The organism is Rhodococcus sp. WWJCD1, assembly GCF_002258735.1.
Classification (GTDB): domain Bacteria; phylum Actinomycetota; class Actinomycetes; order Mycobacteriales; family Mycobacteriaceae; genus Rhodococcoides.
This window is the reverse complement of record NZ_NOXY01000027.1, coordinates 58,604-72,224: the sequence shown is the minus strand read 5'-3', so window position 1 is coordinate 72,224 and position 13,621 is coordinate 58,604. Positions and strand designations below refer to the sequence as shown.

The 13,621-nt window shown below is 65.7% G+C and carries 13 protein-coding genes; 9 read left to right on the top strand and 4 right to left on the bottom strand.

Annotation, left to right across the window (positions count from 1 at the left end; genetic code table 11):
• Positions 1-31: 31 nt before the first annotated feature.
• On the bottom strand, positions 32-1,105 hold the full coding sequence (locus tag CH286_RS19690; protein ID WP_094610158.1) for a glycerate kinase family protein: 1,074 nt from the start codon (positions 1,103-1,105) through the stop codon (positions 32-34).
• Between the two features lie 101 nt (positions 1,106-1,206).
• On the opposite strand from CH286_RS19690, the gene CH286_RS19685 reads away from it, so the two are divergent.
• The 4 genes from CH286_RS19685 to CH286_RS19670 are packed head-to-tail and all read left to right on the top strand — an operon-like array spanning position 1,207 to position 4,302.
• Positions 1,207-1,866 (top strand): DUF3043 domain-containing protein, encoded by a 660-nt coding sequence (locus CH286_RS19685; RefSeq protein ID WP_032379080.1) that lies wholly within the window; start codon positions 1,207-1,209, stop codon positions 1,864-1,866.
• Between the two features lie 5 nt (positions 1,867-1,871).
• A complete protein-coding gene (gene cobU, locus CH286_RS19680; protein ID WP_094610157.1) occupies positions 1,872-2,441 on the top strand; it encodes a bifunctional adenosylcobinamide kinase/adenosylcobinamide-phosphate guanylyltransferase in 570 nt (189 codons plus the stop codon).
• Complete coding sequence (gene cobT, locus CH286_RS19675; RefSeq protein WP_032403922.1) at positions 2,438-3,538, top strand: nicotinate-nucleotide--dimethylbenzimidazole phosphoribosyltransferase; 1,101 nt, start codon at positions 2,438-2,440, stop codon at positions 3,536-3,538. Before cobU ends, cobT begins: the two co-directional genes overlap by 4 nt.
• A 2-nt stretch (positions 3,539-3,540) precedes the next feature.
• The gene (locus tag CH286_RS19670) at positions 3,541-4,302 is read left to right on the top strand and encodes an adenosylcobinamide-GDP ribazoletransferase (RefSeq protein WP_094610156.1); all 762 of its coding nucleotides are present in this window, start codon (positions 3,541-3,543) and stop codon (positions 4,300-4,302) included.
• On the opposite strand, the gene CH286_RS19665 is transcribed toward CH286_RS19670, so the two are convergent.
• Together CH286_RS19665 and gcvT are read right to left on the bottom strand one after the other, a co-directional pair.
• Positions 4,299-5,402 (bottom strand): branched-chain amino acid aminotransferase, encoded by a 1,104-nt coding sequence (locus CH286_RS19665; RefSeq protein ID WP_032403920.1) that lies wholly within the window; start codon positions 5,400-5,402, stop codon positions 4,299-4,301. The genes CH286_RS19670 and CH286_RS19665 overlap by 4 nt on opposite strands.
• Before the next feature lie 40 nt (positions 5,403-5,442).
• Positions 5,443-6,543 carry a glycine cleavage system aminomethyltransferase GcvT gene (gene gcvT / locus CH286_RS19660; protein ID WP_094610155.1) on the bottom strand — a complete coding sequence of 367 codons (1,101 nt, stop codon included), beginning with the start codon at positions 6,541-6,543 and terminating at the stop codon, positions 5,443-5,445.
• Between the two features lie 129 nt (positions 6,544-6,672).
• On the opposite strand from gcvT, the gene CH286_RS19655 reads away from it, so the two are divergent.
• Positions 6,673-8,196 carry a leucyl aminopeptidase gene (locus CH286_RS19655; RefSeq protein ID WP_037150903.1) on the top strand — a complete coding sequence of 508 codons (1,524 nt, stop codon included), beginning with the start codon at positions 6,673-6,675 and terminating at the stop codon, positions 8,194-8,196.
• Between the two features lie 49 nt (positions 8,197-8,245).
• Here the strand turns inward: CH286_RS19655 and CH286_RS19650 are convergent, their stop codons facing one another.
• A complete protein-coding gene (locus tag CH286_RS19650) occupies positions 8,246-8,587 on the bottom strand; it encodes a hypothetical protein (protein WP_032379085.1) in 342 nt (113 codons plus the stop codon).
• A gap of 379 nt (positions 8,588-8,966) precedes the next feature.
• Here CH286_RS19650 and sucB point away from each other — a divergent pair, with 379 nt between their 5' ends.
• The 4 genes from sucB to lipA all read left to right on the top strand — a co-directional run bounded on the left by sucB (position 8,967) and on the right by lipA (position 13,608).
• The gene (gene sucB, locus CH286_RS19645) at positions 8,967-10,742 is read left to right on the top strand and encodes a 2-oxoglutarate dehydrogenase, E2 component, dihydrolipoamide succinyltransferase (RefSeq protein ID WP_037177409.1); all 1,776 of its coding nucleotides are present in this window, start codon (positions 8,967-8,969) and stop codon (positions 10,740-10,742) included.
• 150 nt (positions 10,743-10,892) lie between these two features.
• Entirely contained in the window at positions 10,893-11,783 is an 891-nt protein-coding gene (locus CH286_RS19640) for a TIGR01777 family oxidoreductase (protein WP_094610154.1), read from the top strand.
• Positions 11,784-11,804: 21 nt separating this feature from the next.
• A complete protein-coding gene (lipB, locus tag CH286_RS19635; protein WP_094610153.1) occupies positions 11,805-12,584 on the top strand; it encodes a lipoyl(octanoyl) transferase LipB in 780 nt (259 codons plus the stop codon).
• Between the two features lie 10 nt (positions 12,585-12,594).
• Positions 12,595-13,608, top strand: a complete 1,014-nt coding sequence (gene lipA, locus CH286_RS19630; RefSeq protein ID WP_170944795.1) for a lipoyl synthase — start codon at positions 12,595-12,597, stop codon at positions 13,606-13,608.
• Positions 13,609-13,621 lie beyond the last annotated feature (13 nt).

The following is a 13,621-nucleotide window of genomic DNA, read 5'->3' as shown; positions in this document are numbered from 1 at the left end:
TACTCAACCGTACTCTCGGTGCCTCTATTCCTCACGCTCGCCGCCTCGGATTCGCGGCAGAGTCTGCAACCTCGCCGGCGATACGTGCAGCCAGCAGTTCGAGCTGGTTGGCTGCATCGGACATCGCCAACTCCACCGATCCCGCGAACTCGCTGATCGAATGTGCGGCCTCGATACCGGCCGAGGCCAGGTCGTCCTCGGCCAACGTGACCTGCCCCGCGAGCACGATCGTCTCCACCCCGGTCGCGCCACCGGCGGCCGCGATTCTGGTCACCAGCTTGCCGCGCAGCGATTGTGAATCGAACTTTCCCTCACCCGTCAACACCAGATCGACGGTCTCGAGCAGTTCCTGCTGTCCGGTTCGCTCGGCCACCACGACGGCCCCCGGCTGTTGTGTGCCGCCGAGTGCGAACAAGGCGGCACCGAGGCCGCCCGCGGCTCCTGCACCCGGCCGCTTCGCCACGTCGTGACCCGCTGCGGACAGAACTGCGGCCCAGTCGGTGTTCAGCTCCTCGAGTCTTTCGACCGTCTCGGTGTCGGCACCCTTCTGCGGGCCGAACACCCGAGCCGCACCCCACTCGCCCAACAGCGGATTTTCCACATCCGATGCGGCGACAAGGTCGATCCCCGACAATCGAGCGACCGCCGATCCCAGTCCGCCCAGCGCGCGAATCAGCGCACGGCCGCCGTCGGTGCAACTGCTGCCGCCGAGCCCGACGAAGATCGTTCGAGCCCCGCTGCCGATCGCTGCATCGATCAGTTGCCCGACGCCGTAACTGCTGGCTTTCAGTGCGGACAGGGGGCTCGGCGGACCGTCGAGCAGATGCAGCCCGCACGCCTGCGCTGATTCGATGTATGCCGCTTGGCCGTCGAGCAGCCAGCGTGCCCGAACCGGGGTGCCGAGCGGTCCGTCGACGTCGGCGACCTGCACAGTGCCGATGCGCGAGGCCAGCACCTCGACGAATCCGGGCCCGCCGTCGGATTGGGGGGCGAGCTCGAGTTGGTCCTGCTGTCGAACCGACGCCCATCCCTTCGCGATTGCATGGGCCGCGTCCGCGGCGGTCAGGGTGTCTCCGAAGGAATCGGGCGCAATCATCACTCGCATCGTGGAAAGTCTAGGGCCGCACCATGCGAACGGCATCTGCTGATCTGCTAGCTGACCTGGCCGGTGTTCGAGATCGATACGTCATCCCATACTCTGGATGCGTGAAGCTGCTACGCCGTGGAAACTCCGACAATTCGGACGAACAGAACTCGAACGAATCCGAGTCGACTGCGTCCGGGAACGAGGCCGCATCTCCGGTGTCCCTCGGCAAGGGCCGGCCGACACCCAAGCGCCGTGACGCCGAGTCCCGTCGGCGTGGTCCGGTCGCTCCGGCTCCCCTGACGAGCAAAGAGGCTCGCGAGCGCCGCAAGGCGAACAAGGGCAGCAAGGAAGACCGCAAGGCCGCGTCCAACGAGCGCCGCGCCGCTGCAGCCGAGCGCCGTGCGCGCATGCTGGCCGGTGACGACAAGTACCTACTCCCCCGCGACAAGGGTCCGGTTCGCGCGTACGTTCGCGACATCGTCGATGCGCGGCGCAATCTCGTCGGACTGTTCATGCCGCTCGCACTGATCCTGATCTTCGCACTGTTCCTGCAGCCTGCGGTGCAGCAGTACGTCACTCTCGGCATGTTCGTGATGATGCTGTTCATGGTCGGCGAGGGCATCTACCTCGGCAAGATGATCAACAACAAGATCCGAGTCCGATTCCCCGAGACCACGGACGGCGGCTTCAAGATCGGGTGGTACGCCTTCGTCCGCGCGTCCCAGATTCGTAAGATGCGCGCACCCAAGCCGCGAGTCAGCGCCGGCGCGGCTGTCTGACGTCGGTGGGTGAACCGACTCGAACCCTCGTACTCGGTGGTGCCCGCTCCGGTAAGTCCGCGCACGCCGAGTCGTGTGCCGTCACGGAGCCGGTTCGCTACCTCGCTACCGGTAGGCGCGACCACACCGACGAGGATTGGCAGCGTCGCATCGACCTCCATCGGGCGTCCAGACCGCAGCATTGGTCCACCGTCGAGACGGTGACCGCGCTGGCCTCATCGATTTCGGAGCCCTGGGACGGCACCACCCTGGTCGACGACCTCGGAACATGGCTGACGGGGATGCTCGACGACGCTCGGGCGTGGGAGCGACCGCGCGGCACGATCACGCCGGCCGTCGACGATCTTGTCGGGGCGGTTGCGGACTGCACGTCCACCCTTGTGCTGGTCAGTCCCGAGGTAGGTCTGTCCGTGGTTCCCGAATCGCATTCCGGACGCCTCTTCCGAGACGAGCTCGGACTGCTGAACTCTCGACTCGCCGGAGTGTGTGACAGGGTTCTGCTGGTCGTCGCGGGACTCGCGATGACCCTCAAGGAACCACCGGCAGACTTCATCACCGCGAAAGGCGAAGTGTGACAACTCTTTCGGCAGAAGATTCGGCGTCGTCGCCGTTTCGTCCGGTGACCGCTCCGTCCGATTCGGCTCGCTCGGCCGCCGAGGATCGCCAACGTGAACTCACCAAGCCCGCCGGCAGCCTCGGCCGCCTGGAGAAGCTCGGTGAATGGATCGCGGCGTGCCAGGACAGCTGCCCTCCACGCTCGCTCGATCGGGTGCGCGTCGTCGTCTTCGCCGGCGATCACGGGATCGCAGCGCATGGAGTCTCTGCGTACCCGCCGGAGGTGACAGCTCAGATGGTCGAGAACATTCGCGGCGGCGGGGCGGCAGTCAATGTGCTCGCTGACATCGCCGGCGCCACGGTGCGGGTGGTCGATATCGCGGTGGACGCCGAGACCGATTCGTCGGTGTCGGCGTTCAAGATACGACGTTCCAGCGGATCGATCGACCGCGAGGATGCACTGAGCGAAGCCGAGGTTCGAGCAGCGCTCGCCGCGGGAGCAGCCATCGCAGACGAGGAGGTCGACGGTGGGGCGGATCTGCTCATCGCGGGCGATCTGGGTATCGGAAACACCACTCCCGCAACAGTATTGACCGCGATCCTCACCGACACCGAACCTGTTGCGGCCGTGGGCCGAGGCACCGGAATCGACGACGCCGGGTGGATCAGGAAGACCGCCGCAATCCGGGATGCCATGCGTCGAGCGCGACCGGTCGCCAAGAACCCGACCGATCTGCTCCGGGTAGCGGGCGGTGCCGACTTCGCGGCGCTGGCCGGATTTCTCGCACAGGCCGCGCATCGTCGCACCCCGGTGATTCTCGACGGCCTCGTGGTGACCGCGGCCGCGTTGGTGGCAGAGGACGGCGCGGCCGGGGCACGGGACTGGTGGGTTGCCGGGCACCGCTCGGCCGAGCCCGCTCACACACTTGCGTTGCGTCATTTGCGTCTCGAACCGATCGTCGAGCTGGCCATGAGACTGGGTGAAGGGTCCGGTGCCCTCGCGGCACTGCCTCTGGTTCGTGCGGGCGTCGGCACGTTGAACTCGATGGCGACTTTCGCCGACTCCGGTGTCAGCACCGGTGACAGCGGAGACCACAGCACTACCGAAGACCACTGACGGTGCGCGCGCGAGCCGATGGACTGTTGCTCGCGTTCTCCTGGCTGACCGTACTGCCCGTACGCGGCCCCGAGAACGTCGATCGACACGCGGCCGGACGGGCGATAGCTCGTGCTCCGATCGTCGGTCTCGCTCTCGGAGGCACCTGCGCGGCGCTGGTGTGGGCATCGATCACCGTCGGACTGTCGCCGCTGCTCAGCGGACTGATCGGCGTCGCGGCTGCTGCATTGCTGACCAGGGGGATGCACCTGGACGGCCTGGCCGACACCGCAGACGGACTCGGTTGCTACGGCCCGCCCGAGCGCGCGAGAGAAGTCATGAAGTCCGGCAGCGCAGGCCCGTTCGGAGTGGCAGCGCTTGCTCTGGTGTTGGGGATACAGGCCGCAAGCGTGGGCCAGCTCGCTCAGTTGCACATGTGGTGGGCCATCGTGTTCGTCTCGGTCATCGGACGTGTGTCGGTGGTGCTCGCGTGCCGCCGAGGGATCGACGCGGCGGCACCGACCGGCTTCGGCGCGCTGGTGGCAGGCACTCAGTCGACCGCACTCGTGGCGTTGTGGACAGGCGTGGCAACGGCCATGTCCGTATACATCAGGCCCGACCGCCCGTGGCACGGCCCTCTGGTGGTCGTCGTTGTGCTCGCCCTTGCCGTGGTTCTGACTCGGCATTGCGTCCGACGCTTCGGCGGTCTCTCCGGCGACGTGCTCGGGGCCGGAATCGAGACCACCACCGCCCTGGCCGCCATCGGCATTCTCGTCGGGAGCTAGCGGAGTGTGGTCATCCAACCGTGGGTATCGGCGAACGTGCCGCGCTGGATGCCGGTGAGCGTGTCTCGCAGTGCGAGCGTGATCTCGCCGGGCTCGCCGCCTGCGATCTCGAATGCTCCCTCGGTGGACTTGACGCTGCCCACCGGGGTGATGACGGCTGCGGTGCCACAGGCGAACACCTCGGTGATCTCGCCCGAGTCGGCACCCTTGCGCCACTCCTCGGTGGAGATTCGGCGTTCTTCGACGGGGATGCCGGCGTCCGTCGCCAGCGCCAGCAGCGAGTCACGCGTGATGCCGGGGAGGAGCGATCCGGACAGCGATGGCGTCACCAGTCGCGCATCGGAGCCCGAGCCGAAGACGAAGAACAGGTTCATCCCGCCCATCTCCTCGACGTAGCGGCGCTCGGTGGCGTCGAGCCAGACCACCTGATCGCATCCTTCGTCGCTGGCCTGCGCCTGGGCGAGGAGTGACGCGGCATAGTTGCCTGCGAACTTCGCAGCTCCAGTACCGCCCGGTGCCGCTCGGACGTACTCGGTGGACAGCCAGACGCTCACCGGCTTGACTCCCCTGGGGAAGTACGCGCCCGCAGGCGAGGCGATCAGCATGTACCGGTACGAGTCGGCGGGGCGCACGCCCAGGCCGGCTTCGGTGGAGAACATGTACGGACGGACGTACAACGCGTCCTCACCGCCGGCCGCGGGCACCCACTCGTGGTCGAGTTCGAGCAGCTTCTCGATCGATCCGACGAAGAGCTCATCCGAGAGTTCCGGCATCGCGAGCCGGCGAGCCGAGGACCGGAACCGCTCGGCGTTGGACTCCACCCGGAATGTCGAGAGGTCACCGTTCGGCTGACGGTAGATCTTGAGGCCCTCGAAGATGGCCTGTCCGTAATGCAGCACCATCGCCGCCGGGTCGAGCTCGATCGGGCCGTACGGAGCGATCGTCGCGTCGTGCCAGCCACGGTCTCGGGTGTAGTCGATGTACACCATGTGATCCGTGAAGTGCTTTCCGAATCCTGGTGCGGCAAGCACGGCGTCGCGCTCCGCCGGTGTAGCGGGCGAGGGATGCTGCACGTACGCGAATTCGGAAACACCTGTCATGACCGAGATCCTATCGTGGAGGTCACCCGCTCTCGCGCGGTCACCTGGTCTTGGCAGCGACGAACGGTGGCGCGACCACTTCGCAGCGCAGCGCACGCCCGCGAACATCGACCTCGACCTCCGAACCGACCGCCGGAGCTGCCTCGGCGTCGAGCAGGGCCAGGGCGATACCCACCTTGAGCGACGGTGAGAAAGTTCCAGAGGTCGTCGTCCCGATGTCCTGACCCGACGCCCGCACGGTGAGACCGGGGCGGAGTACGCCGCGGTCGAGAGCTTTCAGTCCGCGCAGTGTTCGCGCCGGCCCATCGGCCTTCTCCGCGGTCAGTGCCTCCTTGCCCCAGAACGCGTCCTTCTTCCAGCCGATCGCCCAACCGCACCGGGCTTGCAGGGGCGAAATGTCCAGTGACAGTTCGTGTCCGTGCAGCGGGTATCCCATCTCGGTGCGCAGAGTGTCGCGCGCTCCGAGCCCGCACACCTGTCCCCCACGAGACCGCACGGCGGCCAGCAGTGCGCGGAAGAGCGGTTCCACATCGCCCGCCGGTGGAACGAGTTCGTAGCCGTGCTCGCCGGTGTAACCGGTTCGGCACACCCGCACTGCCACCGAATTCCAGGTTGCGTCCTCGAACGCCATGTAGTCCATTTCGGTCGGCAGGCCCAGTTCCTGCAGCACCTCGGCCGCTTTCGGCCCCTGCACGGCCAGCACTCCGAACTCGCGGTGCTGATTCACCACCGACACGCCGTCGGGTGCCTGCGCTGCCATCGCGGCGACGACCTCGGCCGTGTTGGCCGCGTTCGGCACCAGGAAGACGTCGTCGTCGGAGACGTAATACGCGATGAGGTCGTCGACCACCCCGCCGGATTCCGTGCAGCACAGGGTGTACTGCGCTTTACCCGGCTCGATGCGGCCGAGATCGTTGGTCAGAACAGAGTTCACGAAGGCGGCAGCGCCGGGTCCGGTGACCGACGCTTTGCCCAGGTGGCCGACGTCGAACAGACCTACGGTTTCCCGCACCGCGGTGTGCTCGACGACCACACCGGCGTACGACACCGGCATGGTCCAACCGCCGAAAGGCGCGAATGTCGCACCCAATTCGGTGTGTACGGCGTGCAGCGGTCCCTCGATCAGGTCGGTGTCGGTCATGGCGGTCACGCTAGCTCACATCACGGCTCGTGCGGGCCCTGCGGACCGAGTTCGTCCCTCGGTCCGCTGCGCCATCGATCGTCATTAGGATCGAGGTACCTACACGTCAACCCCTACAGGAGCAGCCACGTGCCTTCACCTTCGACGCTATCCCGCACTCTCGGACCCGACCTGGTCCTCGCGGGCAAGCTCGGCAAGAAAGTCGACGTTCTCGTCGTCGCGCTGAGTACCAGTGACGACGGCCTCGAGCTCGCCATCACCGATGACATTTCGGATGACGCCGTTGCTTCCGAACTCCTCGACGCCTTCGAATCCGTCGGTGCCACCGGCAAAGCCGACGAGCTCGTTCGGATACCGGCTCCGTCCGGACTGCCCGTCTCCAGTGTCCTGGCAGTGGGCCTCGGCAACGCTGCTGACATCGACAGCGAACGCATTCGTCAGTCGGCCGGTACCGCGGCACGCTCGCTCAAGGGTGTCGATACGGTCGCGACGACGTTGTCCGCACTCGATCTCGGAGCGGCCGCAGAGGGATTCTTCCTCGGCGCGTATCAGTTCACCGAATTCAAGTCCGCACTGTCGGCACCGAAGGCCGACGGTCTTCCCCTCGCCCGCGTCGAATTGCTCGTTGCCGACTCTCGCTCGAAGGATGCCAAGAACGAGCTGGCGCGCTCGGTCGCCATTGCCGAATCCGTGGCGGTGGCGCGTGATTTCGTGAACACCCCACCGAGCCACCTCTATCCGGAGGAATTCGCGGACCGAGCCAAATCGCTCGGCACCGCAGCAGGACTGAAAGTCGAGATCCTCGACGACAAAGCCTTGGAAAAGGGTGGTTACGGCGGCATTCACGGAGTCGGTAAGGGATCCTCGCGGTTGCCGCGATTGGTTCGCCTGACCCACGCCGGCGGCAAGCGTGGCACCAAGAAGGTTGCCCTGGTGGGCAAGGGAATCACGTTCGACACCGGCGGCATCTCCATCAAACCCGCTGCGGGAATGGAGAACATGACCTCGGACATGGGCGGCGCGGCTGCGGTCATCGCGACGGTGATCCTCGCCGCGAAGGTCGGCCTGCCACTCGATGTCATCGCGACGGTGCCGATGGCCGAGAACATGCCGTCGGGCACCGCGCAGCGTCCCGGCGATGTGTTGACGCAGTACGGCGGCATCACCGTCGAAGTGATCAACACCGACGCCGAAGGTCGACTGGTGCTGGCCGACGCGATAGTGCGTGCCTGCGAGGACGATCCGGATTACCTCATCGACACCGCAACGCTCACCGGGGCTCAGGTCGTAGCGCTCGGCAACAGAACGCCGGGCGTGATGGGTACCGACAACTTCCGCGACCGGGTTGCCGAAATCTCCCAGGCCATCGGCGAGAACGGCTGGGCCATGCCGCTTCCGAAGGAGATTCGACGCGAACTCGACTCCAAGGTGGCCGATCTGGCGAACGTCACCAACGGCCGGGCCGGAGGAATGCTGGCAGCAGCTCTGTTCCTGAAGGAATTCGTGGCCGACGGCGTCGAATGGGCACACATCGATGTCGCGGGCCCGGCCTACAACACCGGAGGCCCCTTCGGCTACACCGGCAAGGGCGGCACCGGAGTTCCCGTGCGGACCATGTTCGCGGTTCTCGAAGACATAGTCGAGAACGGCTGATTCGGACCGTCCGTGCGCGAGGAGCAACGTCCTCGCGCACGGACTTCGATCACACGTCGCGCTGCTGCTGTTCGCGCTTCTTGATGATCTTCTGGCGCGCGTCGTGGTCGCGCATTCGCTGGGGATACCCGGTCTTGCGGACGTCGTACACCGGGATCTTCAGGTCGGGTCCGATCTTTCGTGCATATTTTTCATCCAGCGGCCGCCGGGTCCATTCGCCGTCGTTCGCGACCAGTACGACGGTCAGCGGGGTCACCGTCGTCTTGGGCTCGACGTAGGCCTCGACACCGATTCGCGCGGCGGTCCAATCGGCCAGGTACTGGGCGACCGACCCTTCGGGGCCACGTTTGGCGGCCCCGCCGCTTCGTTTGAGTCGATCGAACAATCCCACGAGAACATCCTTTTCGTACGGCCTATGGATCGCCGGCACGGATGCCGGAAATGTTGTTACCCGCCAGTTTGCCAGGCGTGTTGTGCGCCCTAGGGGAACGGCGAGGCGACAACAATGGAAGGATGACTGTAGAGGGTTCAGCTCTCTTGATAGTGAACCAAGGCTCGTGAAGTGAGTAAGTGAGTTGCCGAGAGGGAGTGTCGACGTGGGCGCTGGATCGAGCCGAACATGCTCGGTGAGTGTCGATCGCACCGGTGCCTCCGTCGAATCGAATCACCCAACTCTCGTCCATGAACCCTGTTCCGCCAGCACAATGGTCTGCGACCACAAGTCGTAAGAACTACATCACCCGCATACAACTGTCGAGGAGTCAACAGACATGGCCTTCTCCGTCCAGATGCCAGCTCTCGGTGAGAGTGTCACCGAGGGAACTGTCACGAGGTGGCTCAAACAAGAAGGCGACACCGTCGAAGTCGACGAGCCATTGCTCGAAGTCTCCACGGACAAGGTCGATACCGAGATCCCGTCGCCTGCTGCCGGTGTTCTCACCAAGATCGTCGCTCAGGAAGACGACACCGTCGAGATCGGTGGCGAGCTCGCCCAGATCGGTGACGCAGGCGAGGCCCCCTCGTCCGACGCACCGGCCGAGGACGCTGCCCCCGCCGAGGAATCGGCACCCGAGGAAGCTGCCGAGGAGCCCACTCCCGCAGCCGAGCCCGAGCCCCAGGCAGAGGAGGAGGCACCCGCAGCGAGTGCATCGTCCGACTCGTCAGGATCCGGTACGCCTGTGACGATGCCCGAGTTGGGTGAGTCCGTCACCGAGGGCACCGTGACCCGATGGCTCAAGGCCGTCGGCGACGAGGTTGCAGTCGACGAGCCGCTGCTCGAGGTCTCCACCGACAAGGTCGATACCGAGATCCCGTCTCCGGTCGCCGGAACACTGCTCGAAATCTCCGCCGAGGAAGACGACACGGTTGCCGTCGGTGGCCAGCTCGCCGTCATCGGATCCGGATCGCCCGCCGAGAAGGCTCCCGAGCCCGAGGCCACCCCGGAGCCCGAGGCCCCGAAGGCCGAAGAGCCGAAGAAGGAAGAGCCGAAGAAGGAGGCTCCCAAGCAGGAAGCCCCGAAGGCCGAGCCCAAGCCCGAGCCGAAGCAGGAGGCTCCCAAGGCCGCTCCGGCCAAGGAGTCGGCACCGTCGGGTGATTCCAGCCCGTACGTCACACCGCTCGTCCGGAAGCTGGCGTCGGACAACGACGTCGATCTCTCCACGGTCAAGGGCACCGGTGTCGGTGGACGTATCCGCAAGCAGGACGTGCTCGCGGCTGCCGAGGCCAAGAAGGCTCCGGCAGCTCCGGCCGCCGAGGCTGCGCCCGCAGCTGCCGCCAAGCCTGCTGCGCCGGCTACTGCCGGTGTTCGCCCGGAGCTCGCACATCTGCGTGGCACCACGCAGAAGATCAACCGGATCCGTCAGATCACCGCGAAGAAGACGCGCGAGTCGCTGCAGACCTCTGCGCAGCTCACGCAGACCTTCGAGGTGGATGTCACCAAGATCGCCGGTCTGCGAACGAAGGCGAAGGCGAAGTTCGCCGAGAACGAGGGCGTCAACCTGACGTACCTGCCGTTCTTCGCGAAGGCCGTCGTGGAGGCCCTCAAGGCGCACCCCAACGTCAATGCGAGCATCAACGAGGACGCCAAGGAGATCACCTACCACGCCGACGTCCACCTCGGCATTGCCGTGGACACCGAGCAGGGTCTGCTCTCCCCCGTCATCCACAACGCCGGTGACCTGTCGCTGGCCGGGCTGGCTCGGGCGATCAACGACATCGCGACCCGCGCACGTTCGGGTGGGCTGAAGCCGGACGAGCTGTCCGGTGGCACGTTCACGATCACCAACATCGGCAGCCAGGGTGCGCTGTTCGACACCCCGATCCTGGTTCCGCCGCAGGCGGCCATGCTGGGTACGGGTGCGATCGTAAAGCGTCCCGTGGTCGTCAAGGACGACTCGGGCAACGAGTCGATCGGTGTTCGCTCGATGTGCTACCTGCCGCTCACCTACGACCACCGGTTGGTGGACGGAGCCGACGCAGGGCGCTTCCTGACGACGATCAAGCAGCGTCTCGAAGTAGCGTCGTTCGAGGCCGATCTCGGCCTGTAGACAACCGGCGAGTTTCGCGCCTCACGTATTCTCGTAGGAGCGCGACACATTCGCATCGGAGTCTCGACAAGTGGGGCACGAACCGAGCATCCGGGGCATCATTCGTTCGCGAATGATGCCCCGGACTGCGTCAAGGAGGCTTTCGTTCATATGCGCGTAGTCATTGCAGGTTCATCGGGATTGATCGGCACAGCCCTGGTCGCAGCTTTGCGGGGTCGGAGCCACGACGTCACCCGCCTCGTACGGCGTTCACCGGCAGGCCCGGACGAGTCGCAGTGGGACCCGTCGCGCGGGAGCATCGACGCGGCCACCCTCGACGGTGCCGACGCGATCGTCAACCTGTGTGGTGTCGGAATCGGCGACAAGAGATGGTCCGGTGCCTACAAGCAGTTGGTGCGCGACAGTCGAATCGCTCCCACCGAGGTGCTCGCAGGCGCTGCCGCCGATGCGGGAGTACCGACATTGATCAACGCCAGCGGCGTCAACTTCTACGGCGACACGGGCGACCGAGTGGTCGACGAGACCGCTGAAGTCGGTGAGGGTTTCCTGGCCGAGGTGTGTCGCGATTGGGAGAACGCCACGTCTGCGGCGTCCGATGCGGGTGTACGCACGATCATGCTGCGCAGCGGCGTCGTGCTGTCGCAGCGCGGCGGAATGCTGGGCAAGCTTCGTCCGCTGTATTTGTTCGCCCTCGGCGGGCGGCTCGGCAGTGGACGTCAGTACTTCCCGTGGATTTCTCTGGAGGACGAGATCGGTGCCATCGTCCACGGCATCGAGAGCAATTCCTTGCGTGGACCGGTCAACATGGTGGGTCCGACCCCGGTGACGAACGCGCAGTTCAACAGTGCGATGTCCCGTGCGGTGCACCGCCCAGCCCCGTGGGTCGTCCCCGGCCTCGCCCTCAAGGCCGTGATCGGCGAATTCGCCGAGGAAGCCATTCTCACCGGTCCGCGCGCCATTCCGAAGGCTCTGGAGGACGCGGGGTACTCGTTCGAGCACAACACCGTGGGAGAGGCACTGCGAGTAGCTGTGGGTAGCTGACACGGCGTACCGTTCCGAATCATGAGTGACGCGAACTCTTCGTCGGTCCGAGCATCGGCACGCGCGAGCACCGAGCCTGTCGTGGTCCGCGAGTTGGGCACCGTCGAGTACACCGAGGCATGGGCTTTGCAGCGCGACCTGGCGGGTGCCCGGGCCGACGGCGTCGGCTCCGACACCCTGCTGCTGCTCGAGCATCCGTCCGTCTACACCGCGGGGCGACGCACCGCCGAGGAAGACATGCCCCGGGACGGCACTCCCGTCGTCGAGGTGGACCGCGGCGGCAAGATCACCTGGCACGGTCCTGGCCAATTGGTCGGATATCCCATCGTGAAGCTCGCGCAGCCCATCGACGTCGTCAAGTACGTGCGCCGTATCGAAGAAGCGCTGATCTCCGTCGTATCCGGATACGGCATCGTGTGCGGACGCGTCGACGGCCGCTCAGGGGTGTGGCTTGCAGCCGAAATGCGCGACGGCATCTGGCTTCCCGAGCGCAAGATCGCCGCGATCGGGGTCCGAGTCCAGCGCGGGGTGACACTGCACGGCTTCTCGCTCAACTGCAATGCAGCCATGACCGGGTTCGATGCGATCGTGCCGTGCGGTATCGCCGATGCGGGCGTCACGTCACTGTCGCTCGAACTGGGACGTGACGTGACGACCGACGACGTCCTCGCGGCCGTCACCACCGCAATACTGGCTGCCCTCGACGGTTCGATGCCGGTGCAGGACCACGACATCGAGCATCCGGCGACAGTCGGCGCGTCGATCAACCCGCAGTTCACCACCGTTCGGTTCGGCGCGTAGCATCGAATCTGTGACTGTGGCCCCAGAAGGACGCAAGCTGCTCCGCCTCGAGATCCGAAACGCGGAGACCCCCATCGAACGCAAACCCAACTGGATCAAGACCAAAGCCAAGATGGGCCCGGAATACACCGAGCTCAAAGGTCTTGTGAAGCGTGAGGGTCTGCACACGGTGTGCGAGGAAGCCGGCTGCCCGAATATCTACGAGTGCTGGGAAGATCGCGAAGCGACCTTCCTCATCGGCGGTGAGCAATGCACCCGCCGTTGCGATTTCTGCCAGATCGACACCGGCAAGCCGGACGACCTCGATCGAGACGAGCCGCGCCGTGTGGCGGAGTCCGTGCAGGCCATGGGTCTGCGCTACTCCACGATCACCGGCGTCGCCCGTGACGATCTCGAGGACGGCGGAGCATGGCTGTACGCCGAGACGGTGCGCTTCATCAAGAAGCTGAACCCGAACACCGGTGTCGAGCTGCTCATCCCCGATTTCAACGCCAAGCCCGATCAGCTGGCCGAGGTCTTCTCCTCGCGACCGGAGGTGCTGGCCCACAACGTCGAGACCGTGCCGCGCATCTTCAAGCGCATTCGTCCTGCGTTCCGATACCAGCGGTCGATGGACGTCATCACTGCGGCGCGCGATGACGGCTTGGTCACCAAGTCCAACCTCATCCTCGGTATGGGCGAGACGCCCGAGGAGGTACAGGAAGCGATTCGCGACCTGCACGAGGCGGGCTGCGACATCCTGACCATCACCCAGTACCTGCGGCCTTCACCGCGGCACCACCCCGTCGAGCGGTGGGTGAAGCCGGAGGAGTTCGTCGAGCACTCCGACTACGCCACCGAGGTCGGATTCGCCGGTGTGCTGGCTGGCCCGTTGGTCCGCTCGTCCTACCGTGCCGGGCGCCTGTACGCGCAGGCCATGGCGCACCACGGTCGCGAACTTCCCGAGAGCATGAGCCATCTGACCGACGGCGGCGAAGCCTCACAGGAGGCCAGTTCGTTGATGGCACGTCTGGCCGCTCGCTGATCCTCGTTCCCAA

What these genes read in the sequence shown, in the direction of transcription:
- CH286_RS19690 (WP_094610158.1), bottom strand. Translation starts at nt 1,105, where the DNA reads ATGCGAGTGATGATTGCGCCCGATTCCTTCGGAGACACCCTGACCGCC.
- CH286_RS19665 (WP_032403920.1), bottom strand. Translation starts at nt 5,402, where the DNA reads ATGACAGGTGTTTCCGAATTCGCGTACGTGCAGCATCCCTCGCCCGCT.
- gcvT (WP_094610155.1), bottom strand. Translation starts at nt 6,543, where the DNA reads ATGACCGACACCGACCTGATCGAGGGACCGCTGCACGCCGTACACACC.
- sucB (WP_037177409.1), top strand. Translation starts at nt 8,967, where the DNA reads ATGGCCTTCTCCGTCCAGATGCCAGCTCTCGGTGAGAGTGTCACCGAG.
- CH286_RS19640 (WP_094610154.1), top strand. Translation starts at nt 10,893, where the DNA reads ATGCGCGTAGTCATTGCAGGTTCATCGGGATTGATCGGCACAGCCCTG.
- lipB (WP_094610153.1), top strand. Translation starts at nt 11,805, where the DNA reads ATGAGTGACGCGAACTCTTCGTCGGTCCGAGCATCGGCACGCGCGAGC.